At 70.7% G+C, this 20,795-nt stretch carries 17 protein-coding genes and 1 tRNA gene; 7 read left to right on the plus strand and 11 right to left on the minus strand.

Translation table 11 applies throughout. The features are described from left to right. Positions 1 to 136 precede the first annotated feature (136 nt). The 5 genes from mutS to AAG688_RS12130 all read left to right on the plus strand — a co-directional run bounded on the left by mutS (position 137) and on the right by AAG688_RS12130 (position 8,339). Complete coding sequence (mutS, locus tag AAG688_RS12110) at positions 137 to 2,767, plus strand: DNA mismatch repair protein MutS (protein ID WP_411832494.1); 2,631 nt, start codon at positions 137 to 139, stop codon at positions 2,765 to 2,767. Between the two features lie 64 nt (positions 2,768 to 2,831). Further along, positions 2,832 to 3,563, plus strand: coding sequence for an ABC transporter ATP-binding protein (locus AAG688_RS12115; protein ID WP_411832495.1), 732 nt, complete (start codon positions 2,832 to 2,834; stop codon positions 3,561 to 3,563). Then, entirely contained in the window at positions 3,560 to 5,917 is a 2,358-nt protein-coding gene (locus AAG688_RS12120) for an ABC transporter permease (RefSeq protein ID WP_411832496.1), read from the plus strand. The genes AAG688_RS12115 and AAG688_RS12120 overlap by 4 nt, the downstream gene beginning before the upstream one ends. Before the next feature lie 4 nt (positions 5,918 to 5,921). Then, positions 5,922 to 7,115, plus strand: coding sequence for an efflux RND transporter periplasmic adaptor subunit (locus AAG688_RS12125; RefSeq protein ID WP_411832497.1), 1,194 nt, complete (start codon positions 5,922 to 5,924; stop codon positions 7,113 to 7,115). Positions 7,116 to 7,280: 165 nt separating this feature from the next. Continuing rightward, positions 7,281 to 8,339 (plus strand): cytochrome-c peroxidase, encoded by a 1,059-nt coding sequence (locus AAG688_RS12130; RefSeq protein ID WP_411832498.1) that lies wholly within the window; start codon positions 7,281 to 7,283, stop codon positions 8,337 to 8,339. Between the two features lie 51 nt (positions 8,340 to 8,390). On the opposite strand, the gene AAG688_RS12135 is transcribed toward AAG688_RS12130, so the two are convergent. The 7 genes from AAG688_RS12135 to ffh form a co-directional block, all read right to left on the minus strand. Beyond that, positions 8,391 to 8,813, minus strand: coding sequence for an RNA-binding S4 domain-containing protein (locus AAG688_RS12135; protein WP_411832499.1), 423 nt, complete (start codon positions 8,811 to 8,813; stop codon positions 8,391 to 8,393). 168 nt (positions 8,814 to 8,981) lie between these two features. Continuing rightward, positions 8,982 to 9,389 (minus strand): 50S ribosomal protein L19, encoded by a 408-nt coding sequence (gene rplS, locus AAG688_RS12140; RefSeq protein WP_411832500.1) that lies wholly within the window; start codon positions 9,387 to 9,389, stop codon positions 8,982 to 8,984. 153 nt (positions 9,390 to 9,542) lie between these two features. Next, positions 9,543 to 10,298: a tRNA (guanosine(37)-N1)-methyltransferase TrmD gene (trmD, locus tag AAG688_RS12145; protein WP_411832501.1), complete on the minus strand. Its 756-nt coding sequence runs from the start codon at positions 10,296 to 10,298 to the stop codon at positions 9,543 to 9,545. A 151-nt stretch (positions 10,299 to 10,449) separates the two neighbouring features. Further along, positions 10,450 to 10,977, minus strand: a complete 528-nt coding sequence (rimM, locus tag AAG688_RS12150; protein ID WP_411832502.1) for a ribosome maturation factor RimM — start codon at positions 10,975 to 10,977, stop codon at positions 10,450 to 10,452. Positions 10,978 to 11,015: 38 nt separating this feature from the next. Beyond that, complete coding sequence (gene rpsP / locus AAG688_RS12155) at positions 11,016 to 11,276, minus strand: 30S ribosomal protein S16 (RefSeq protein ID WP_411832503.1); 261 nt, start codon at positions 11,274 to 11,276, stop codon at positions 11,016 to 11,018. Between the two features lie 182 nt (positions 11,277 to 11,458). Beyond that, positions 11,459 to 12,256, minus strand: coding sequence for an aminotransferase class IV family protein (locus tag AAG688_RS12160; protein ID WP_411832504.1), 798 nt, complete (start codon positions 12,254 to 12,256; stop codon positions 11,459 to 11,461). Positions 12,257 to 12,354: 98 nt separating this feature from the next. Next, entirely contained in the window at positions 12,355 to 13,725 is a 1,371-nt protein-coding gene (gene ffh, locus AAG688_RS12165) for a signal recognition particle protein (RefSeq protein WP_411832505.1), read from the minus strand. A 135-nt stretch (positions 13,726 to 13,860) separates the two neighbouring features. Here ffh and AAG688_RS12170 point away from each other — a divergent pair, with 135 nt between their 5' ends. Then, positions 13,861 to 14,652, plus strand: a complete 792-nt coding sequence (locus tag AAG688_RS12170; RefSeq protein ID WP_411832506.1) for an inner membrane protein YpjD — start codon at positions 13,861 to 13,863, stop codon at positions 14,650 to 14,652. Positions 14,653 to 14,681: 29 nt separating this feature from the next. On the opposite strand, the gene radA is transcribed toward AAG688_RS12170, so the two are convergent. The 3 genes from radA to AAG688_RS12185 form a co-directional block, all read right to left on the minus strand. Then, entirely contained in the window at positions 14,682 to 16,058 is a 1,377-nt protein-coding gene (gene radA, locus AAG688_RS12175; RefSeq protein ID WP_411832507.1) for a DNA repair protein RadA, read from the minus strand. Between the two features lie 58 nt (positions 16,059 to 16,116). After that, a complete protein-coding gene (locus AAG688_RS12180) occupies positions 16,117 to 16,833 on the minus strand; it encodes a hypothetical protein (RefSeq protein WP_411832508.1) in 717 nt (238 codons plus the stop codon). A gap of 172 nt (positions 16,834 to 17,005) precedes the next feature. After that, positions 17,006 to 17,081, minus strand: a tRNA-Thr gene (locus tag AAG688_RS12185). Positions 17,082 to 17,256: 175 nt separating this feature from the next. Here AAG688_RS12185 and AAG688_RS12190 point away from each other — a divergent pair. After that, complete coding sequence (locus AAG688_RS12190) at positions 17,257 to 19,557, plus strand: DUF3772 domain-containing protein (RefSeq protein WP_411832509.1); 2,301 nt, start codon at positions 17,257 to 17,259, stop codon at positions 19,555 to 19,557. A 124-nt stretch (positions 19,558 to 19,681) separates the two neighbouring features. Here the strand turns inward: AAG688_RS12190 and ispH are convergent, their stop codons facing one another. Beyond that, complete coding sequence (ispH, locus tag AAG688_RS12195) at positions 19,682 to 20,632, minus strand: 4-hydroxy-3-methylbut-2-enyl diphosphate reductase (protein ID WP_411832510.1); 951 nt, start codon at positions 20,630 to 20,632, stop codon at positions 19,682 to 19,684. Positions 20,633 to 20,795: the final 163 nt, after the last annotated feature.

Here is a 20,795-nt window from a genome sequence, read left to right on the forward strand (position 1 = left end):
CCTCATGCTTGCGGGAAGAAGTCCGAGCCTGCGCCCATCGATGTTAGGCGGACATTGATGCGGATCAACCCGCCGTCGCCGGCACCCGGCGGGCCGACCAGCGGCAACCGCTACAATCGCCGCCCATCCGGCCGACATGAAGCGCGCATCCGTGACCCACGGCAAGCAGGAACACACGCCCCTGATGAAGCAGTTCTTCGCCGCCAAGGCGGAGTACCCGGAGCTGCTGCTGTTCTTCCGGATGGGCGATTTCTACGAGCTGTTCTACGACGACGCGCGCAAGGCGGCGCGGCTGCTCGACATCACCCTGACCCAGCGCGGCAACTCGGCCGGCGCGCCGATCCCGATGGCGGGGGTGCCGGTGCACGCCTACGAGAGCTACCTGGCGCGGCTGGTGGCGATGGGCGAGTCGGTGGCCATCTGCGAGCAGATCGGCGATCCGGCGCTGGCCAAGGGGCTGGTCGAGCGCAAGGTCGTGCGCGTGGTCACGCCGGGCACGGTCACCGACGAGGCGCTGCTCAACGAGCGCCGCGACACCCTGCTGATGGCGCTGGCGCGCACCGGTTCGCCCGCGCGCGGCTGGCGCTACGGGCTGGCCTGGGCGGACCTGGCCGGCGGCCGTTTCCTGGTCGGCGAGGTGGACAGCGACGATGCGCTGGAGGCCGAGCTGTCGCGGCTGGAGCCAGCCGAGCTGCTGCTGGCCGACGAGGACGGCTGGCCCGGCTTCGTGCAGCAGCGCGGCGGCCTGCGCCGGCGCGCGCCGTGGCTGTTCGACGCCGACGGCGGCAGGCGGCAACTGCTGCAGTTCTTCGGCCTGCGCGACCTGTCGGCGTTTGGCATCGAGGACAAGCCGCTGGCCACCGGCGCGGCCGGCGCGCTGCTGGGCTACGTCGAGGAGACGCAGAAGCAGCGCCTGCCGCACCTGACCGCGATCGCGGTGGAATCGACCGCCGACGCCATCGCGATGAATGCGGCCACCCGCCGTCACCTGGAACTGGACACCCGCGTCGACGGCGATGTGAAGAACACCCTGCTCGGCGTGCTCGACAGCACCGTCTCGCCGATGGGCGGGCGCCTGCTGCGACGCTGGCTGCACCGGCCGCTGCGCGATCGCGCGGTGCTGGAACGACGCCACCACGCGGTGCAGACGCTGATCGACAGCGGCGCCGAGGCGGACCTGCGCGAGCGCTTCCGCGCGCTCGGCGACGTCGAGCGCATCCTCACCCGGGTGGCGCTGCGCTCGGCGCGTCCGCGCGACCTGTCCACCCTGCGCGACGGCCTGGCGCTGCTGCCAGGCATCGCGCGCGCATTGCAGCCACTGGATTCGCCGCGGCTGCGGGCGCTGGCCGAGGCGCTGGGCGAGCACGCCGACACCGCTGGCCTGCTGGCGCGCGCGATTGCGCCGCAGCCGCCGCTCAAGCTCACCGACGGCGGCGTGATCGCCGACGGCTTCGACGCCGAGCTGGACGAGTTGCGCCGGCTCAGCACTCACGCCGACCAGTTCCTGATCGACCTGGAAGCGCGCGAGCGCGAGAGCAGCGGCATCGCCACCCTGAAGGTCGGCTACAACCGCGTGCACGGCTATTACATCGAGATCAGCAAGGCGCAGGCCGCGCGCGCGCCGGTCCACTACACCCGCCGGCAGACCCTGACCAACGCCGAGCGCTACATCACCGAGGAACTGAAGGGCTTCGAGGACAAGGTGCTGTCGGCGCGCGAGCGCTCGCTGTCGCGCGAGCGGATGCTGTACGAGCAGGTGCTGGACGAGTTGAACCAGGTGCTGGAGCCGCTCAAGCGCTGCGCCGCCGGCCTCAGCGAACTGGACGTGCTGGCCGCCTTCGCCGAGCGCGCGCAGGCGCTGGACTGGACCCGGCCGGAACTGCTGGACACGCCCGGCCTGTGCATCGATCGCGGCCGCCACCCGGTGGTCGAGGCGGTGCGCGAGGAACCCTTCGAGCCGAACGACCTGCGGCTCGGCGATCTGGCCCCGAACGGCGAGCGGATGCTGGTCGTCACCGGCCCCAACATGGGCGGCAAATCCACCTACATGCGGCAGAACGCGCTGATCGTGCTGCTGGCGCACGTCGGCAGCTTCGTGCCGGCCACGCGCGCCTGCATCGGCCCGATCGACCGCATCCTCACCCGCATCGGCGCCGGCGACGACCTGGCGCGCGGGCAGTCCACCTTCATGGTCGAGATGGCCGAGACCAGCTACATCCTCCACCACGCCACGCCGCAGTCGCTGGTGCTGATGGACGAGATCGGCCGCGGCACCTCCACCTACGACGGCCTGGCGCTGGCCGACGCGGTCGCGCGCCACCTGGCCGGCGTCAACCGCTGCTACACGCTGTTCGCCACCCACTATTTCGAACTGACCGCGCTGGCCGGCGAGAGCGTCGAGGGTGGCCCCAGCGGCATCGCCAACGTGCACCTGGACGCGGTCGAGCACGGCGATTCGCTGGTGTTCATGCACGCGGTCAAGCCGGGCGCGGCCAACCGCAGCTTCGGCCTGCAGGTCGCCGCGCTGGCGGGCCTGCCGCGCGCCACCCTGCAGCAGGCGCGGCGGCGGCTGGCCGAACTGGAGCAGCGCGGCCGCGAGAGCCACGCCTCCGGGATGGCCCCGCAGGCGCTGGACCAGCCGCAGCAGATCGGGCTGTTCGCGGCCGCGCCCTCGGCGGCGATGGAGGCGCTGGCCGCGCTGGATCCCGACGAGCTGACGCCCAAGCAGGCGCTGGAGGCGCTGTACCGGATCAAGACGCTGCTCTGAGCCGGCGCGCCACGGCTTGAGTGAAATCAACCCATCGGCGCGATGGGCCGCTTAGTATCGGCCCATGTCCGCCGCTCCCGCCGAAGCCCGCGCCGAGGTCGTGTTCCGCGCCCGGGGCCTGACCAAGACCTACCGCATGGGCGAGGTCGAAGTGCACGCGCTGCGCGGCGTAGATCTGGAACTGTCCGCCGGCGAGTTCGTGGTGCTGCTGGGCGCCTCGGGCAGCGGCAAGTCGACCCTGCTCAACATCCTCGGCGGGCTCGACGCGCCCAGCAGCGGCACGGTCGAATGCCGCGGCCACCGGCTCACCGGCGCCGGCGACGACGCGCTGACCCGCTTCCGCCGCGAGCACGTCGGCTTCGTGTTCCAGTTCTACAACCTGATCCCGAGCCTGACCGCGCGCGAGAACGTGGCCCTGGTCACCGAGATCGCCACCGATCCGATGACCCCGGAAGAAGCGCTGGCGCTGGTCGGCCTGGAAGAACGCATGGACCACTTCCCGGCGCAGATGTCCGGCGGCGAGCAGCAGCGGGTGGCGATCGCACGCGCGATCGCCAAGCGCCCGACCGTGCTGCTGTGCGACGAGCCGACCGGCGCGCTGGACTCGAAGACCGGCATCCGCGTGCTGCAGGCGTTGGATCGGATCAACCGCGAGACCGGCGCGCTGACCGTGGTGATCACCCACAACGCAGTGATCGCCGACATGGCGCACCGGGTGATCCGGCTCAGCGACGGCCGCATCGAGAGCGAGCGGCGCAACCCGCGGCGCGCGGCGCCCGAGGACCTGCACTGGTGAGCGTGCTGCGCCGCAAGCTGCTGCGCGAGTTCGCCCAGTTGCGCGGGCAGGTGCTGGCGATCGGCGCGGTGATGGCGGCCGGCATCGCCACCCTGGTGATGGCGCAGAGCAACTACCACGCGCTGTCGCAGACCCGCGCGCTGTACTACGGCGAATACCGCTTCGCCGACGCCTTCGCCGGGCTCAAGCGCGCGCCGCTGTCGCTGGCCGAAACGGTGCGCGCGATCCCCGGCGTACGCGAGGCCGAGCCGCGCGTGATCGGTTTCGCCAACCTGGAGATCGACGGCTACGACGAAGCGGTGTCCGCGCAGATCGTGTCGCTGCCCGGCGCGGGCGAGCCGGGGCTGAACCGGGTGTTCCTGCGCGAGGGCCGGCTGCCGGCGGCCGACGACGAGGTGGTGCTGGGCGAGGCCTTCGCGCAGGCGCACGGGCTGCGGCCAGGCGACACGCTCGCCGCGGTGCTCAACGGCCGCCGCCAGCCGCTGACGGTCAGCGGCGTGGGGCTGTCGCCGGAGTTCGTCTACCAGATCCGCCCCGGCGACATCTTTCCCGACTTCGAGCGCTTCGGCGTGCTGTGGATGCAGCGCGAGCCGCTGGCCACCGCCTTCGACCTGGACGGCGCGTTCAACGACCTGGCGCTGATGCTGGAACGCGACGCGCGCGAGGGCGACGTGATCGACACGCTCGACGCCCTGCTCGCGCCCTACGGCGGCACCGGCGCGCATGGCCGCGACCTGCAGATGTCGCACCGCTTCCTCGACGAGGAACTGGTCCAGCTGCGCACGATGACGCGGATGTTCAGCGCGATCTTCCTCGGCGTGGCGGCGTTCCTGCTCAACGTGGTGATCGGCCGGCTGATCGGCGCCCAGCGCGAGCAGATCGCGCTGCTCAAGGCGTTCGGCTACAGCCGCTGGGAAGTGGGCCTGCACTACGGCCAGTTGGCGCTGCTGGTGGCCAGCGCCGGCGTGCTGCCGGGGCTGGCGCTGGGCGCGTGGCTGGGCCGCGGCATGGCCGACCTGTACATGGAGTACTACCGCTTCCCGTTCCTGGCCTGGTCGCTGCAGCCGTCGGTGCTGCTGCTGGCGTTCGGCTTCGCCCTGGCCGCGGCCGTGCTCGGCACCTTCGGCGGCCTGCGGCGGGCGTTCGCGCTGCCGCCAGCCGAGGCGATGCGGCCGGAGGCGCCGGCCACGTTCCGGCGCGCGCTGAGCGAGCGGCTGGGCTTCGGCGGCCTGCTCGATCCGACTGCGCGGATGATCCTGCGCAACCTGGAACGGCGGCCGCTGCGCACCGCGCTGTCGGTGGTCGGCATCGGCCTGGGCATCGGCGTGCTGGTGACCGCGCGCATCAGCGGCGGGGCGATCGATCGCATCGTCGAGGTGCAGTTCGGCCTGGCCCAGCGCGACGACCTGGCGGTGACCTTCACCGAGCCGGCCTCCGCGCGCGCCACCCATGAACTGGCCGCGCTGCCCGGCGTGCAGGCGGTCGAGCCGTTCCGCGCCGCCGCCGTGCGCCTGCGCAACGGCCACCGCGAATACCGCACCGCCCTGCAGGGCCTGCCATCGCAGGCGGATCTCAAGCGCGTGCTCGACCAGGGCCTGCGGCCGGTCGAACCGCCCGCGCAGGGCGTGCTGCTGACCGACTACCTGGGCGAACTGCTGGCGGTGCGGCCGGGCGAGGAACTGGAGATCGAATTCCTCGAAGGCCACCGCCGCACGCTGCGGGTGCCGGTGGCCGGCCTGGTCGGCGAATACCTCGGCGTCGGCGCTTACGCGCGCCAGGACACCGTCAACCGCCTGCTCGGCGAGGACGGCGCGATCTCCGGCGCCTGGCTGAAACTGGAGCCGCAGGCGCGCGCGCAGGTCGTGCGCGAACTGCGCGATCGCCCGCGCGTGGCCGGCGTGGCCGATCGCAGCGCCGCCATCGAAGGCTTCATGGACACCATCGCGCGCACCCTGCTGACTTTCACCCTGGCGGTCACGCTGATGGCGGCCAGCATCGCCACCGGCGTGGTCTACAACAGCGCGCGCATCACCCTGGCCGAGCGCGGCCGCGAACTGGCCAGCCTGCGCGTGCTCGGCTATACCCGCGGCGAGGTGCGCGCGCTGCTGTTCGGCGAACTGCTGACGCTGTGCTTCTTCGCGCTGCTGCCCGGCTTCGCGCTCGGCTACGGCCTGTCCGCGCTGCTGATCCACGGCCTGGCCACCGATCTGTACCGGATCCCGCTGGTGCTGCCGCCGTCCGGCTTCGCCGTCGCCGGGCTGGTGGTGCTGGCCGCCACCGTGCTGTCCGGCCTGCTGGTGCGCCGCCGGCTGGACCGGCTCGATCTCGTCGCCGTGCTCAAGACCCAGGAGTGATCCGATGAACCGCGCCCGCCGCTTCCGCTACCTCGCCGCCGGCTCGATCGTGCTGGCGCTGCTGCTCATGGTGCTGTGGCCCGACGCGCGGCTGGTCGACAGCGGCGCGGTCGAGCGCGGCGCGGTACGCGAAACCCTCGACGCCGAGGGCCGCACCCGCCTGCGCGATCGCTACGTGGTCGCCGCGCCGACGGCGGCGATGGCCCGGCGGCTGGCGCTGCGGCCGGGCGATGCGGTCGAGGCCGGGCAGCCGCTGGTGGTGCTGGATCCGGGCACCGCGGCGCCACTGGACGCGCGCACCCGCGCCGCCACCGAGTCCTGGGTAGCCGGCGCCCGCGCCAGCCTCGCCTCCGCCCGCGAGGAGGCGCAGTCCGCCGAGGCGGCCGCCCGGCAGGCGCGCGCCGAGGCCGAACGCCTGCGCGTGCTGGCGCGCGGGCAACTGGTCGCGGTCGAGACCGCCGAGCGCGCCGACACCGCACGCCAGCGCGCCGAGCGCGAGGCCGCCAGCGCCCGCTACCGCGAGGCCACCGCCGCGCACCAGATGCGCGCGGCCGAGGCGGTGCTGGCGCGCGGGCGCGCGGGCGCGGCGGACGGCGAGGCCGAACTGGTGCTGACCGCGCCGGTCGCCGGCGTGGTGCTGCGCCGCCACTTCGAGAGCGCGCGCCCGGTGCAGGCCGGCGAGCCGCTGATCGAGATCGGCGATCCGGCCGCGATGGAAGTCGAGGTCGACGTGCTGTCCGCCGACGCCGTGCGCCTGCGCGAGGGCATGCGGGTGGAACTGCTGCGCTGGGGCGGCGAGCGGCCGCTGCCGGGCCGGGTGCGGCGGGTCGAACCGGGCGGCTTCACCAAGTTCTCCGCACTCGGGGTGGAGGAGCAGCGGGTCTGGGTGATCGTCGAGTTGGCCGAACCGCACGCGCAATGGCAGCGGCTGGGCGAAGCCTACCGGGTCAATGCGCGCTTCGTGCTGCGCGAGCGTGCGGACGCGCTGCGCGCGCCGGCCAGCGCGGTGTTCCGCCACGGCGACGACGGCCACGCCGTGTTCCGCATCGACGGCGCGCGCGCGCGGCTGGCGCCGGTGCGCACCGGCCTGCAGGGCGGCGGCTGGGTGGAAATCACCGAAGGACTGGAGGCCGGCGACCGCGTCGTCGTACACCCGGATCGCGAACTCTCGGACCGCGATCGGGTGCGGTCGCGCTGACTTGGGATCCGCCGTCGCGGCGGCGTCCCCCGGCATGCACGCGCACATGATTGAACCCGTGGATGGCGTGATTGAACCTGCGCATGGCGCGGTTGATTGCAATCAATGTAGGGTTGCCCGCGCAGGTCCATAAGGTAAGCATCCCAGCCACCCATCGAGGCCGCCATGAAAATCCTCCCCCTTGCGATCGCCTGCGCCGCCAGTGCGGCCGTCGCCGCCGTGTCGTTCGTGGTCACCGCCGACACCTCGCCCGACGCCACGGCCCTGCGCGAAACCGCCAACGCCCTGTTCTCGCCCATCCAGGCCACGGTGACCGAAGTGCGCGGCCAGCCCATCAGCGCCGAGCAGGTCGAGCTGGGCAAGCTGCTGTTCTTCGAACCGCGCCTGTCGCGCAGCCACGTCATCAGCTGCAACACCTGCCACAACGTCGGCACCGGCGGCGCCGACAACGTACCCACCTCGATCGGCCACGGCTGGCAGAAGGGTCCGCGCAACTCGCCCACCGTGCTCAACGCGGTGTTCAACGTCGCCCAGTTCTGGGACGGCCGCGCGGCCGACCTGAAGGAACAGGCCAAGGGACCGGTGCAGGCCAGCGTCGAGATGAACAGCACGCCCGCGCTGGTGGAGGAGACGCTGCGCAGCATCCCGGCCTACGTCGAGGCGTTCGGCCGCGCGTTCCCGGGCGAGAAGGATCCGGTCAACTTCGAGAACATGGCGCGCGCGATCGAGGCCTACGAGACCACGCTGACCACGCCCGATTCGCGCTTCGACCAGTTCCTCGCCGGCCGCGACAGCCTGGACCGGGACGAGCTGAAGGGCCTGTCGCTGTTCATCGAGAAGGGCTGCATCGCCTGCCACAGCGGCACCAACATCGGCGGCCAGGCCTATTACCCGTTCGGCGTGGTGCAGAAGCCCGGCGCCGACATCCTGCCGCCGGGCGACAAGGGCCGCTTCGCGGTGACCAACACGGCCTCCGACGAGTACGTGTTCCGCGCCGCGCCGCTGCGCAACGTCGAGCTGACCGCGCCCTACTTCCACAGCGGCGAGGTGTGGGACCTGGAGCAGGCGGTGGCGATCATGGGCAGCAGCCAGCTGGGCCAGGAACTGGAACCCGGCGACGCCAAGGCCATCGCCGGCTTCCTGCGCACGCTGACCGGCCGCCAGCCGGTGGTGACCCTGCCGGTGCTGCCGCCGAGCACGTCGCGCACGCCGCGGCCGGAGTAAGGGGACGCGAGGGCGAGGGACCGGGGCCAGGCCTCGGTTCCCTTGCCCGCGCTACATCGCGTCGATATCGCCCAGCGCGCGGATCAGCCGCCGCGCGCGCTTGTCCGGGCGTTGCTCGGGCGGCCGGTAGCCGTTGCGCTCGGCCGCGCGGCGCGCCCTGGCCTCCTCGCGCGCCGCGCGCGAGGCCTCGCTCTCCAGGTACAACGACTGCGCGACGCTGGCCGGCCCGCGCTGCACCGACAGCGCCAGCACCCGCAGCCGGAATTGCTCGTCGCCGCGCTGCACCTGCACCTCGTCACCGACCTTCACCGCGCGCGAAGGCTTGGCGCGCTGGCCGCCGACCTCCACCTTGCCCGTCTCCACCGCCTGCCTGGCCAGGCTGCGGGTCTTGAAGAAGCGCGCGGCCCACAGCCAGAGATCGAGGCGGACGCTGGCGAGGCCGGAGTCGGAATCGGGAACGGTAATCGAGGACATCGGATTCATCGGGCAAGGATCATTGCAGGACGGAATGGAGCGCATGCGACCCATCATCCTCCATCCCGGCGTGTGCAGAAGCTCAAGGCACGGCTCCCGCACCGTCCGCAGCCGCAAACGCGAACGGCCACCCGGAGGTGGCCGTTCGTGGACGCGATGCCTGCCGGATTACTCGGCGGCGGCAGCGGCTTGGCGCGCCTTCTTGGCGGCGGCGTTGGCGGCCAGGTCTTCCTTGATGCGGGCGGCCTTGCCTTCCAGATCGCGCAGGTAGTACAGCTTGCCGGCGCGGACCTTGCCGCGGCGCTTGACTTCGACCGAGTCGATCGAGGCGCTGTGGGTCTGGAACACGCGCTCCACGCCGTAGCCGTGCGAGATCTTGCGCACGGTGAAGGCCGAGTTCAGGCCGGCGTTCTTCTTGCCGATGACCACGCCCTCGTACGCCTGCACGCGCTCGCGGTTGCCTTCCTTGACCTTGACGTTGACCACGACGGTGTCGCCGGGGCCGAAGGCGGGCAGCTCGCGCTGGATCTGGGCGGCTTCGAATTCCGCGATGATGGACTTGTTGAGACTGCTCATGGTGGCACCGTATCTGATGGCGTGGGTGTGTCGTTCGACAGCAGGATTCTGATGCAGTCGCCGGATTGCGCTGCACGATATTGTTGTTGTGGTCTCCCGCAGCCCGAGCGGGCCAGGGAAGCCGGGTATCTTACTGATTTTCCGTGGCGAAGGCTAGCGGCCGCCCTCGCCCTCCTGCGCCTGCCGGAACGCCTCCAGCAGCGCCCGGTCGGCCTTCGACAGGGCCGCCTCGTCCAGCAGGTCCGGCCGGCGCAGCCAGGTCCGTCCCAGCGACTGCTGCCGGCGCCAGCGGGCGATGGCGGCATGGTCGCCGGAACGCAGCACCGCCGGCACCTCGCCCAGTTCATGGCGGGCCGGGTGGGTGTAGTGCGGGCAGTCGAGCAGGCCGTCGCCCTCGAAGCTGTCCTGGGCCGCCGATTCGGCGTCGTTCAGGGCGCCGTCCTGCAGCCGCGCCACCGCGTCGATCAGCACCGCCGCCGGCAGCTCGCCGCCGGACAGCACGTAGTCGCCGATCGAGATTTCCTCGTCCACCTCGGCGGCCAGCAAGCGCTCGTCCACGCCCTCGTAGCGGCCGCACAGCAGGATCAGGCGCGGCCGCGCGGCCAGTTCGCGGACCTTGGCCTGGGTCAGCGGCCCGCCCTGCGGGCTCAGGTAGACCACCGGCGCGGGCGTGGCGTCGGCCGCGCGCGCCGCGGCCAGGCAGGCGCGCAGCGGCTCGATCATCATCACCATGCCGGGACCGCCGCCGAACGGGCGGTCGTCCACGCGCCGGTAGCCGCCTTCGGCGTGGTCGCGCGGATTCCAGCCCTGCAGTCGCAGCAGGCCGCGCTCCTGCGCCCGGCCGACCACGCCGAAGCCCGCGCACTGCGCGATGAATTCGGGGAACAGGGTGACGACGTCGATGCGCATCAGCGAGGAGTGAGCGTGGAGGAGTGAGGAGTGAGTAGAAGCAACAGCCCTAGCTGCCGGGTGGAGTTGGGCGATGAGCAGGGTAAGACAGAAAGGTCGCAGGCGGCAGCGCACCACTCACTCCTCACTCCTCCACGCTCACTCCTCGCTCCTAGAACTCCGGATCCCAGTCCACGGTGACGCGGCCGGCCTCGAAGTCCACCGAGCGCACGAAATCCGGTTCCACGAACGGGATCAGCCGCTCGCGCTCGCCGCTCACGACGATCACGTCGTTGGCGCCGGTGGAGAACAGGTGCGACACCCGGCCCAGCGCCACGCCTTCGGTGGTGACGACCTGCAGCCCTTCCAGATCGACCCAGTAGAACTCGCCGGGCCGGGCCGGCGGCAGCGCCGAGCGCGGCACCCAGATCTCGGTGCCGCGCATCGCCTCGACGGCATCGCGGTCCTCGACCTCGGGGAAGGTCGCGATCAGGTGCTTGCCGGAGTTCTTGCCGCGCGCGCCGGACAGTTCGCGCTGCTGGCCGTTGGGCGATTTCAGCGTCCACGGCTGGTAGCCGAAGATCGCCTCGCGCGGCTCGGTCCACGACTCCAGCTTGATCTGCCCGCGCACGCCGAAGGCACCCGTTATCCGCCCCAGCAGGATCATCTTCTGCGGGTCGGAAGGGTGCCCGGTATCCATCGGCAAGGGGCCGCGCGCGGGGCGCGGCCCTTCTTCAATCAGGCCGAAGCCTGGGCGGCCTTGGCCGCTTCCTTGTACAGGCCACGGACCTTGTCGGTCAGCTGCGCGCCGTTGCTGACCCAATGGTCGACGCGGGCGATGTCCAGTTCGACGCGCTTCTCGTTGCCGGCGGCGACCGGGTTGTAGTAACCCACGCGCTCGATGTTGCGGCCGTCGCGCGCACTGCGCGAGTCGGTGACGATGATGTGGTAGAAGGGACGCTTCTTGGCGCCGCCGCGGGTAAGGCGAATCTTGACCATTGCAGTTTTCCGGTGTTGCCCAGTCGCCAGGATGGCGAGGTAAGCCGGCTATTCTAAGCCATTGAAAGCCTGAAGGAAACCCGGGGGCCCTTGCCTGTGGGAACTGCTGCCTGTGGGAGCGACGTCAGTCGCGACGGGCCTTACCGGGAAAGCCGTCGCGACTGACGTCGCTCCCACGGACGCTACACCGGTTGCCAGGGCTGCCGTGCCAAGGCGGCCCCCAGCCGTTCCATCAGCGACGCATCCGCGGCCAGGGCCGCCCCGTCGATCCCCACAATCGCCTGCACGCCGCTGGCATTGGCGGCGAAGGCCGCCCGGAAGCGTCCCGCCTCGTCCAGGCCGACTGGCCGCCGCCGCTGGGCAATCCCAAGCCGGGCCAGGCCGGCCTGGAGCAATTGCTCCGTCACTCCCCGCAACGCCGGTGCCTCGGGCCAGGCCACCTGCTCGCCGTCCCAGAAGCCGATGTTCCAGACCGAACCTTCGGCGATCGCCCCGTCGGGCGCGACGAACAGCGCATCGTCGAAACCGGCCCGCAGCGCCAGCCGGCGGTAATGGAACAGCGGGAACGTACCCACGTGCTTGATGTGCGGCAACGGCCGCAGGAACGGATACGACTTCAGCCGCAACGCCGGCTTGTCGGGCGAGGCCGGCGGCGACAACGACACCAGCAGATCCGGTGGAGCGGCATCGGCCGGGCGGCGGTAGTCGAAACCGCGCGCGAATACGGTCACCCGCAGCGAAGCGTCGGCGCCGCCGCTCGCGTCCAGCGCGGCCCGCAGATCGCCCAGGACGCGTTCATCCGCCAGTTCCGCGTCGAACAGCTCACGGGTGGCGTCCTTCAGCCGGCGCAGGTGCAGGTCCAGCCCCTGCACCGCCCGGCCCCGCACCTGCATCGAGGTGAAGTGGCCGTAGTTGGCCAGCGCCAGCGCGCGCAGATCGTCGGCGCCGGCCGGCTGGCCGTTGAGGAATGAAGTGGACATGCCCTTCGGTTCCCTGACTGTGGGAGCGACGTCAGTCGCGACGGGCTTTGCCGATGGAAACGTCGCGACTGACGTCGCTCCCGCGATTCATGAGGAGATCAACGGAACGGCAACCCGCCGCGCGCGCCCATCAGGCCCTTCATGCCGCGCATCAGGCCCTTCATGCCGCCGCCGGCCAGCTTGCCCATCATCTTTTCCATCTGCTGGTACTGCTTCATCAGCTTGTTGACGTCGGCCGGCGTGGTGCCGGAGCCGCGCGCGATGCGCGCGCGCCGCGAGCCGTTGAGCAGCGCCGGGTTGCGGCGCTCCTTCTTGGTCATCGAGTTGATGATGGCGACCATGCGCGGCACTTCCTTGCCCTGCTGCACCTGCTGCTTGACGTGGTCGGGGATCTGGCCCATGCCCGGCAGCTTGTCCATCAGGCCGCTCAGGCCGCCCATGTTCTGCATCTGCTCGAGCTGGTCCTTCATGTCGTTGAGGTCGAACTTCTTGCCCTTGGCGACCTTGGCGGCCAGCTTGGCGGCCTTCTCCTGGTCGACGGTCTGCTCGACCTGCTCGACCAGCGACAGCACGTCGCCCATGTCGAGGATGCGGTTGGCCACGCGCTCGGGGTGGAACACATCCAGCCCGTCCACCTTCTCGCCGGTGCCGATGAACTTGATCGGCTTGCCGGTGATGTAGCGCACGCTCAGCGCCGCGCCGCCGCGGGCGTCGCCGTCGGTCTTGGTCAGCACCACGCCGGTCAGCGGCAATGCCTCGTTGAACGCCTTGGCGGTGTTGGCCGCGTCCTGGCCGGTCATCGAGTCGACCACGAACAGCGTCTCCACCGGCTTGACCGCCGCGTGCAGCGCCTTGATCTCGGCCATCATCGCCTCGTCAATGGCGAGACGGCCGGCGGTGTCGACCAGCAGCACGTCGACGTAGGACTTGCGCGCGTCGTCGATGGCGGCGCGGACGATGGCCTCCGGCTTCTGCGAGGCGTCGGACGCGAAGAAGCGCACGTCCACCTGCTGCGCCAGCGTCTTCAACTGCTCGATGGCGGCCGGGCGGTAGACGTCGGCGCTGACCACCATCACCTTCTTCTTGCGCTTCTCTTTCAGGTGCCTGGCGAGCTTGCCGACCGTGGTGGTCTTGCCCGCGCCCTGCAGGCCGGCCATCAGGATCACCGCCAGCGCCGGCACGTTGAGGTTCAGGTCGGCGGCGGCCGAGCCCATCACCGCGGTCAGCTCGTCGCGCACGATCTTGATCAGCGCCTGGCCCGGGGTCAGCGACTTCAGCACTTCCTGGCCGACCGCGCGCACCTTGATGCGCTCGATCAGCGCCTGCACCACCGGCAGGGCGACGTCGGCCTCCAGCAGCGCGATGCGCACCTCGCGGGTGGCCTCGCGGATGTTCTCCTCGCTCAGGCGGCCGCGGCCGCGCAGCCGCTCGATGGTGCCGGAAAGGCGCTGGGTCAGGGATTCGAACATGGGCAGGAAGCACGCGGGAAAACGGAGGCGGATTATAGCCGCCCGCCCGCGGCGGCATCCGCCCGCCCGCGGTCGCCACCGCGATTCGCACGCCGGCGGCGTTCCTCGGGGCGGCCGTTGTGCGACACTTCACGGATGACAACCGTTCTCATCGCCGCTGCGTTGTACCTGGCCGCCGCCGGCCTGCTGGTGTGGGGCGTGGCCGCCGACCGCAGCGAACGCCGGGGACTGTGGTTCTGGCCGGCGCTGCTCGCGGTGGCGCTGCACGCGGGCTATCACCTGTGGGCGGCCTGGCGCACGCCCGGGGTGCCGGACATGCATTTCTTCGCCGCGCTGTCGCTGGTCGGCCTGGGCATGGCCGGCATGACCACACTGGTCGGCCGGCAGGGCAGGATGGCCGCGCTGGGCGTGATCGCCTTCCCGCTGGCGGCGCTGCTGCTGCTGACCTACCACTTCAAGGGCCACCTGCCGAGCAACACGCTGGACTGGCGCCTGCAACTGCACGCATGGCTGGCGCTGCTGGCCTACGCGACATTGGCCATCGCCGCGCTGCTGGCGCTGATGCTGTGGGCGCAGGAGCGCGCGCTGCGCCGGCGCGAGTTCCACCTGTGGCTGCGCGCGCTGCCGCCGCTGACCGAGCTGGAGGAACTGCTGTTCCGCACGATCGTGGTGGGCTTCGCGCTGCTGACCGCGACCCTGCTGACCGGCGTGCTGTTCGTCGAGGATTTCCTGTCCCAGCACCTGGTCCACAAGAGCGTGCTCAGCCTGCTGTCGTGGCTGGTGTTCGGCGCCCTGCTCTACGGCCGCTGGCGCTACGGCTGGCGCGGCGGCAAGGCGGTGCGCTGGACGCTGACGGCGATGGCGCTGCTGCTGCTGGCGTTCTTCGGCAGCAAGTTCGTGATCGAGCTGGTGCTGCAGCAGGTCTGAGTCACTCGCGCGCCGACAGGACGCACGCCCTACTCGGCCGCCGCTTCCAGCGCCTGCGACAGCCTTTCCACCGCCACCACCTCCAGCCCCTTGAACACGCCCGACTTGGGCGCGTTGCCCCTGGGCACGATGGCGCGCTTGAAGCCGTGCGTGGCCGCCTCGCGCAGGCGCTCCTCGCCGTTGGGCACCGGGCGGATCTCACCGGACAGGCCGACCTCGCCGAAGGCCACGGTCTTGTCGGCGAGCGGCCTGTCGCGCAGCGACGACAGCACCGCCAGCAGCACCGGCAGGTCCGCCGCGGTTTCCTGCACGCGGATGCCGCCGACCACGTTGACGAACACGTCCTGGTCGCCGACCACGACGCCGCCGTGCCGGTGCAGCACCGCCAGCAGCATCGCCAGCCGGTTCTGCTCCAGGCCCACCGCGACCCGGCGCGGATTGGACAGCGGCGACGCGTCGACCAGCGCCTGCACCTCGACCATCAGAGGCCGCGTGCCCTCGCGGGTGACCAGCACGCAGCTGCCCGGCTGCTGCGCGCTGCCGGACAGGAAGATCGCCGACGGATTGGGCACTTCCTTCAGCCCCTTCTCGCCCATCGCGAACACGCCCAGCTCGTTGACCGCGCCGAAGCGGTTCTTGAACGCGCGCAGCAGGCGGAAGCGGCTACCGCTCTCGCCCTCGAAATACAGCACCGCGTCGACCATGTGCTCGAGCACGCGCGGGCCGGCGATGCCGCCCTCCTTGGTGACGTGGCCGACCAGGAACACCGCCGTGCCGGTCTCCTTGGCGTAGCGCACCAGCCGCGCCGCGCTCTCGCGCACCTGGCTGACCGAACCGGGCGCGGCGGTCAGCGACTCGGTCCACAGCGTCTGCACCGAGTCGGCGACGATCAGCCTGGGCCGCGCCTCGCTGGCGTGGCGGAGGATGTGCTCGATGCCGGTCTCGGCCAGCGCCTGCAGGTTGTCCAGCGGCAGGCCCAGCCGCACCGCGCGGCCGGCGACCTGCGCCAGCGATTCCTCGCCGGTCACGTACAGCGCCGGGAAGCTCGCCGACATCGCCGCCAGCGCCTGCAGCAGCAGGGTCGACTTGCCGATGCCCGGGTCGCCGCCGACCAGCACCACCGCGCCCTCGACCAGCCCGCCGCCGAGCACGCGGTCGAACTCGCCGATGCCGGTCGTCACCCGCGCCTGTTCGCTGTGGCGCACGTCCTTGAGCGCGGTGATCCTCGGCGCCTCGGCCTTGCCGGCCCAGCCGGAACGGCGCGCGGCGGCGGGCGCGCCGGCCGCCGGCTCGACGACGACCTCGCCCAGCGAATTCCACGCCCCGCACTCGCCGCACTGGCCCTGCCACTTGTTGAAGTCGGCCCCGCACTGGGAGCAGACGAAGGCTGTCCTGGATTTGGCCATGTCAGATCACCATTGAATTGTTGCAGATTAACGAATCGACCCCGCAACGCACGAGGCTTCAGGTGCGTGCCCAGTTCCACGGAGCGGCGGCAGGCGCAGGGCGTTCCGCCAGATAGCGGGTCATGAGCGAAATGCGCAGGCTCCGCAGCAGGGTCGTGTAGAAGGCCACTGTCCCGACGAACGCCCCTGCCACCAGCGCAAGCCCGTACCCGTAGCCTCGGCACCATCCCTTCGCCGACCACCATCCCCAGACGTATTCCATCGTGCCTGCCTGCCCATCGGCCAGACAGGCGCCACTGGCGCTGCCCATGCTGGCCATGTAGAGCGCCAGCAGCGTCGCGGTGACGAAGCTGGAAATCGTCAGCCAGACCACGTTCCGCTCTTTCCAATGGCTCGTTATCAAATGGATGGTGGGCCAATCTGCATCAGGGAAGCGCTCTGCCAGATCCCGCGCGCAACGTTCCAATCGCTCCCTCGTCGCGACCAGACCCGCGACCTCGCTCTGCCGCGTATAACAGAGGGTTGCGATGACGCCCACCGTCATCAGCAACAAGCTGATGATCGAAAGGACCTGCGATATCACCACCATGGCCAATGGCCCGACCCTTGAACCGGACACGCCGAAGAAGGCGGCGACGGGCAGCACGGATATCGCCGCCACCAGAAACCCCTGCGCGTATTTCTCCAGCCGCCATTCCCAAGCCCCCTTGTACTGCGGGGACTTCAATGCCTTCGTCGAAGCGCGCAGGGCCTCGATCAATGCCTCGTACTGCATGCTGTTCTCCCTGTCTTCGGATGGAAGCAGAAAGTCTGTCCCGGGCCATTCTCAACAGTTGGGATCGCGCCGGTGAGCGAGCGCCAGCCGGCGCTTCGGTCGCAGGCTTGAGCGATGCCGGTCATGACCCATAAAGGCAAGGCCCCGCATAGAGCGGGGCCTTGTCTCGACTTGGTGCCGGAAACAGGAGTCGAACCTGCGACCTACGCATTACGAATGCGCCGCTCTACCGACTGAGCTATTCCGGCGGGAGGATGCCGTTCGCGCGCCTGGGGCGGGCCGAACCGGGCGGCTATTCTAGCCGGTCGCGTCGGCGGAGGCCAGTTCCCGCGCCGGCGTCCGGCACGCGGGGCGAAGGATGTGCAACCCGGCCTCACGGCGCCGATGCTAAGTTGTCCTCCCCTCTGCCGCTCCGTCTTCCGCATGCGTCTACCACGGTTGCTGTTGTGCCTGTGCCTGTTCGCCCCCGCGTGGCCGCTGCCGGCCCAGGAGGGCGGAAGCGCGCCGGATCTGGATCAGGCACGCCGGCAGTTGACCCGCATCGAGGCGGGACTTGAAAAAGACAGCCGGGACGAGGCGGCGCTGCTGAAGGCGCGCGACGCGGTCCTCGCCATCCAGGCCAGTGCCGAGGGCCTGGTCAGCGAGCACGCGCCGGAGCTGGAGAGCCTGGATGCGCGCCTGGGCGAGCTGACCGCACCGGAAGGCGTCCCCGAAGCGCCCGAGGTCACCCGCCAGCGCAGGACGCTGCAGGCGCAGCGCAATGCGCTGGATGCGCAGATCCGCACCGCCCGGCTGGCCTCGGTGGAAAGCGCGCAGTTGCTGGACCGGATCGCCGGCCTGCGCCAGGCGCGCTTCCGCGCCGCGCTCGGCGAGCGGGCTTCCCCGCCCTTCATGCCCCGTCTCTGGCGCGAGATCAGGCAGAGCGCGCCGCGCGATACGGCGCGGCTGCGTGGGCTGTGGGACGAGGCGGCGCGGACGACGTCCGCCTCGTTGCAGACGCAGCCGGGGCGCGCATTGACGCTGCTGCTCCTGGCCGCATTGATCGCCGCCGCGGCGCACGGATTCAACCGCCACCTGCTGCAACGGCTGGCGTCGCGCTGGCTGCCGGCCGGACGCCTGCGGCGCTCGGCGCCGGCGCTGGCCAGCGTGCTGGTCGCCGCGCTGGCCACCTGGTGGGCCGCCACGCTGCTGCGCCTGGCCCTGGGCGACGCACCGCCGCGCGTGGATCAGCTCGCGCATTTCTTCGCCGGCCTGGCGGCCTTCGCCGCGCTGGTGATCGCGCTGGGGCGCGCGCTGCTGTCGCACAAGCGCCCGTCCTGGCGGCTGCCGGCCATTTCCGACGAGGCGGCGCACGCGCTGCGGCCCTTCCCGTGGGCCGCCGCCCTCGTCGTGGCGACGGGCGTGGCAGCCGAACGCATCGCCACCGTGGTCAACGCCAGCCTGGCGCTGTCGGTGGCGATCAGCTCGCTGACCAGCGTGCTGCTGATCGCGGTCGTGCTCAACGCACTGCTGCGGGTGCGCCGGCTGGCCTCGCGCAGGGAAAGCACGTCCGAAGCGATCGCCGCGCAACCGCACTTCACGCCCTGGATCAACGTCACCATCCTGATCGGCTGGATCGCGACCGGCCTGTGCTCGCTGGCGCTGGCGACCGGCTTCATCGCCTTCGCCGCGTTCGTGATGCAGCAGTTGCTGTGGACTCTCATCGTGCTGTCGCTGCTGTACCTGGCCATGCGGGTCACCGACGATGCGCTGACCACCCTGCTGACGTCCAAGGGTGTGGCCGGCAGCCGGCTCAACCATCGCTACGGCATCTCCGCCGAGCGCATCGACCAGATCGCGGTGGTGCTGTCGGCGCTGGCGCGCATCGGCCTGGCGCTGCTGGCCATCGTCGCGCTGCTGGTGCCCTACGGCGCCGATGCCGACAACCTGATCGGCCGCGCGCTGGACGTGGTGCGCGGCATCCGCGTCGGCGAGCTGGTGCTCAGCCCCCGCAACGTGGCGCAGGCGCTGCTGGTGTTCGCGCTGGTCAGCGTGCTGGTCGGCCTGGTGCAGCGCTGGTTCGGCAAGCGCTACCTGCCGACCACGCGGCTGGACGAGGGCATGCGCACTTCGGTGGTCACGCTGCTGGGCTACGTCGGCTTCGTGATCGCGGTGGCGATGGCGCTGGCGGCCATCGGCGTCGGCCTGGAGCGCATCGCCTGGATCGCCAGCGCGCTGTCGGTGGGCATCGGCTTCGGCCTGCAGGCGATCGTGCAGAACTTCATCTCCGGCCTGATCCTGCTGGCCGAGCGGCCGGTCAAGGTCGGCGACTGGGTGATCGTCGGCGACGCCGAGGGCGACATCCGCCGCATCAACGTGCGCGCCACCGAGATCCAGACCGGCGACCGCACCACCGTGCTGGTGCCCAACTCCGAGTTCATCACCAAGATCGTGCGCAACCGCACCTTCGCCAATGCGCAGGGGCTGGTCAAGGTGCAGTTGCCGATGCCGCTGAGCACCGACGTGGAACTGGTGCGCAAGCTGATCCTGGAAACCTTCCGCGAGCATCCGGGCATCCTGGAGACGCCCGCGCCGAACGTGCTGCTGGACGGCATCGCCGACGGCCGCATCCTGCTCAGCGCAACCGGCTTCGTGTCGACGCCGCGGCAGGCCGGCGGCGTGCGCAGCGAAATCCTCTTCAACCTGCTGAAGCGGATGCGCGAGTTCGGGATCAGGATGGTGTGAGCACTTCTCCGGCAGGCCATCGCCGGGCAAGCTCGGCGCTACAGATGGCAATCATTCATTCCCTGTAGAGCGGAGCTTGCTCCGCTCGATTCGCGAAAATCCGATGCCTTGCGCGTAACGACGATCAACCGACCAGCTGCAGCCTGAGTTCCTTCGGCAGCGCGAACACCATCGACTCCGGCTCGCCTTCCAGCTCGCGCACGCCGCCGGCGCCGAGTTCGCGCAGGCGTTCGATCACGCCCTCGATCAGCACGTCCGGCGCCGACGCGCCGGCGGTCACGCCGATGCGTTGCCGGCCCTGCACCCAGGCCGGATCGATCTCGTGCGCGCCGTCGATGAGGTAGGACTCCACGCCATCGCGTTCGGCCAGCTCGCGCAGGCGGTTGGAATTGGAGCTGTTGGGCGAACCGACCACCAGCACCAGGTCGCAGTCGCGCGCCAGGTCGCGCACGGCGTCCTGGCGGTTCTGGGTGGCGTAGCAGATGTCGTCGTTCTTCGGTCCCTGGATGGCCGGGAACTTCGCCTGCAACGCCTGGATGATGCCGATGGTGTCGTCCACCGACAGCGTGGTCTGGGTGGTGTAGAAGAGGTTTTCCGGCTGGCTGACCTCCAGCGCGGCGGCACCGGCGATGTCCTCGACCAGATAGATCCGGCCGCCGCCGTTCTGCACGTTCCACTGGCCCATCGTGCCTTCCACCTCGGGGTGGCCGGCATGGCCGATCAGCACCACGTCGCGGCCAGCGCGGCAATGGCGCGCGACCTCGAAATGCACCTTGGTCACCAGCGGGCAGGTGGCGTCGAACACCTTGAGCCCACGGCGCTCGGCCTCGGCGCGCACCGCCTGGGAAACACCGTGGGCGCTGAAGATGACCGTGTTGCCGTCCGGCACCTCGTCCAGTTCCTCGACGAAGATGGCGCCGCGCTTGCGCAGGTCGTCGACGACGAAGCGGTTGTGCACGACTTCGTGGCGCACGTAGATCGGCGCGCCCAGCGTCTCGATGGCGCGCTTGACGATCTCGATGGCGCGGTCGACGCCGGCGCAGAAACCGCGGGGATTGGCGAGCAGGACTTCCATGGGAATCGATTCTACCGAAGCCGGACGATTCAAGGGATGAACCGGCCATCGAAGCCGAATCCATATGGCACCCCTCTCCCGCTTGCGGGAGAGGGGAACGGGGTGAGGGCCGGCCGCGGCACTCCCGAAGGCAGACTTGGCCGGCCATCCCACATCACCGGCC

The sequence above is a fragment of the Pseudoxanthomonas mexicana genome (assembly GCF_046736355.1).
In the GTDB taxonomy this organism is placed as follows: domain Bacteria; phylum Pseudomonadota; class Gammaproteobacteria; order Xanthomonadales; family Xanthomonadaceae; genus Pseudoxanthomonas_A; species Pseudoxanthomonas_A mexicana_B.

Excerpts from the sequence above, each read along its gene's own strand:
- trmD (WP_411832501.1), bottom strand. The coding sequence starts at position 10,298 with ATGCGCATCGACGTCGTCACCCTGTTCCCCGAATTCATCGCGCAGTGC.
- mutS (WP_411832494.1), top strand. The coding sequence starts at position 137 with ATGAAGCGCGCATCCGTGACCCACGGCAAGCAGGAACACACGCCCCTG.
- radA (WP_411832507.1), bottom strand. The coding sequence starts at position 16,058 with ATGGCCAAATCCAGGACAGCCTTCGTCTGCTCCCAGTGCGGGGCCGAC.
- AAG688_RS12135 (WP_411832499.1), bottom strand. The coding sequence starts at position 8,813 with ATGTCCTCGATTACCGTTCCCGATTCCGACTCCGGCCTCGCCAGCGTC.
- AAG688_RS12125 (WP_411832497.1), top strand. The coding sequence starts at position 5,922 with ATGAACCGCGCCCGCCGCTTCCGCTACCTCGCCGCCGGCTCGATCGTG.
- AAG688_RS12160 (WP_411832504.1), bottom strand. The coding sequence starts at position 12,256 with ATGTCCACTTCATTCCTCAACGGCCAGCCGGCCGGCGCCGACGATCTG.
- ffh (WP_411832505.1), bottom strand. The coding sequence starts at position 13,725 with ATGTTCGAATCCCTGACCCAGCGCCTTTCCGGCACCATCGAGCGGCTG.
- ispH (WP_411832510.1), bottom strand. The coding sequence starts at position 20,632 with ATGGAAGTCCTGCTCGCCAATCCCCGCGGTTTCTGCGCCGGCGTCGAC.
- AAG688_RS12170 (WP_411832506.1), top strand. The coding sequence starts at position 13,861 with ATGACAACCGTTCTCATCGCCGCTGCGTTGTACCTGGCCGCCGCCGGC.
- rplS (WP_411832500.1), bottom strand. The coding sequence starts at position 9,389 with ATGAGCAGTCTCAACAAGTCCATCATCGCGGAATTCGAAGCCGCCCAG.
- rimM (WP_411832502.1), bottom strand. The coding sequence starts at position 10,977 with ATGGATACCGGGCACCCTTCCGACCCGCAGAAGATGATCCTGCTGGGG.
- AAG688_RS12180 (WP_411832508.1), bottom strand. The coding sequence starts at position 16,833 with ATGCAGTACGAGGCATTGATCGAGGCCCTGCGCGCTTCGACGAAGGCA.
- AAG688_RS12130 (WP_411832498.1), top strand. The coding sequence starts at position 7,281 with ATGAAAATCCTCCCCCTTGCGATCGCCTGCGCCGCCAGTGCGGCCGTC.
- rpsP (WP_411832503.1), bottom strand. The coding sequence starts at position 11,276 with ATGGTCAAGATTCGCCTTACCCGCGGCGGCGCCAAGAAGCGTCCCTTC.
- AAG688_RS12115 (WP_411832495.1), top strand. The coding sequence starts at position 2,832 with ATGTCCGCCGCTCCCGCCGAAGCCCGCGCCGAGGTCGTGTTCCGCGCC.
- AAG688_RS12190 (WP_411832509.1), top strand. The coding sequence starts at position 17,257 with ATGCGTCTACCACGGTTGCTGTTGTGCCTGTGCCTGTTCGCCCCCGCG.